Raw genomic sequence first — 1,930 nt, 5'->3', positions numbered from 1 at the left:
CCATCGACTTGCGAAAATTTGAGAGACTCGAACACACCATTAAGATGTGTCGTTTCAATTTTCAGCTTGATCCAGATTTTTAAAGAGCAAATATCTCAAACATGACTCGCAAGTCAGTTTTGAGATATGACGGCAGGTGACTTTCACTCACGAACCAGCAAGTGGCGTCCCCTAGGGGATTCGAACCCCTGTTACCGCCGTGAAAGGGCGGTGTCCTGGGCCTCTAGACGAAGGGGACGTATAAGTCTCAATCGCAAGACGCCTTGCTATTTACTTTTCATCAGACAATCTGTGTGAGCACAACAAAGGCAGGTTCTTTAAGGTAAGGAGGTGATCCAACCGCAGGTTCCCCTACGGTTACCTTGTTACGACTTCACCCCAGTCATGAATCACAAAGTGGTAAGCGCCCTCCCGAAGGTTAAGCTACCTACTTCTTTTGCAACCCACTCCCATGGTGTGACGGGCGGTGTGTACAAGGCCCGGGAACGTATTCACCGTAGCATTCTGATCTACGATTACTAGCGATTCCGACTTCATGGAGTCGAGTTGCAGACTCCAATCCGGACTACGACGCACTTTATGAGGTCCGCTTGCTCTCGCGAGGTCGCTTCTCTTTGTATGCGCCATTGTAGCACGTGTGTAGCCCTACTCGTAAGGGCCATGATGACTTGACGTCATCCCCACCTTCCTCCAGTTTATCACTGGCAGTCTCCTTTGAGTTCCCGGCCGGACCGCTGGCAACAAAGGATAAGGGTTGCGCTCGTTGCGGGACTTAACCCAACATTTCACAACACGAGCTGACGACAGCCATGCAGCACCTGTCTCAGAGTTCCCGAAGGCACCAAAGCATCTCTGCTAAGTTCTCTGGATGTCAAGAGTAGGTAAGGTTCTTCGCGTTGCATCGAATTAAACCACATGCTCCACCGCTTGTGCGGGCCCCCGTCAATTCATTTGAGTTTTAACCTTGCGGCCGTACTCCCCAGGCGGTCGATTTAACGCGTTAGCTCCGGAAGCCACTCCTCAAGGGAACAACCTCCAAATCGACATCGTTTACGGCGTGGACTACCAGGGTATCTAATCCTGTTTGCTCCCCACGCTTTCGCACCTGAGCGTCAGTCTTTGTCCAGGGGGCCGCCTTCGCCACCGGTATTCCTCCAGATCTCTACGCATTTCACCGCTACACCTGGAATTCTACCCCCCTCTACAAGACTCTAGCCTGCCAGTTTCGAATGCAGTTCCCAGGTTGAGCCCGGGGATTTCACATCCGACTTGACAGACCGCCTGCGTGCGCTTTACGCCCAGTAATTCCGATTAACGCTTGCACCCTCCGTATTACCGCGGCTGCTGGCACGGAGTTAGCCGGTGCTTCTTCTGCGGGTAACGTCAATTGCTGAGGTTATTAACCTCAACACCTTCCTCCCCGCTGAAAGTACTTTACAACCCGAAGGCCTTCTTCATACACGCGGCATGGCTGCATCAGGCTTGCGCCCATTGTGCAATATTCCCCACTGCTGCCTCCCGTAGGAGTCTGGACCGTGTCTCAGTTCCAGTGTGGCTGGTCATCCTCTCAGACCAGCTAGGGATCGTCGCCTAGGTGAGCCGTTACCCCACCTACTAGCTAATCCCATCTGGGCACATCTGATGGCAAGAGGCCCGAAGGTCCCCCTCTTTGGTCTTGCGACGTTATGCGGTATTAGCTACCGTTTCCAGTAGTTATCCCCCTCCATCAGGCAGTTTCCCAGACATTACTCACCCGTCCGCCGCTCGTCACCCGAGAGCAAGCTCTCTGTGCTACCGCTCGACTTGCATGTGTTAGGCCTGCCGCCAGCGTTCAATCTGAGCCATGATCAAACTCTTCAATTTAAAAGTTTGATGCTCAATGAATTAAACTTCGTAATGAATTACGTGTTCACTCGTTGAGACTTGGTAT

1 tRNA gene and 1 rRNA gene are annotated in these 1,930 nt (G+C 52.3%); both read right to left on the bottom strand.

Annotation, left to right across the window (positions count from 1 at the left end):
• Positions 1 to 162: 162 nt before the first annotated feature.
• Positions 163 to 238: transfer RNA gene (locus ACLHV9_RS27860), tRNA-Glu, on the bottom strand.
• Between the two features lie 85 nt (positions 239 to 323).
• A 16S ribosomal RNA gene (locus ACLHV9_RS27855) occupies positions 324 to 1,863 on the bottom strand.
• Positions 1,864 to 1,930 lie beyond the last annotated feature (67 nt).

Source organism: Enterobacter sp. CPE_E890 (assembly GCF_046521475.1).
GTDB classification, from domain to species: Bacteria; Pseudomonadota; Gammaproteobacteria; order Enterobacterales; family Enterobacteriaceae; genus Enterobacter; species Enterobacter adelaidei.
This window is presented reverse-complemented; position numbering and strand designations above follow the sequence as displayed.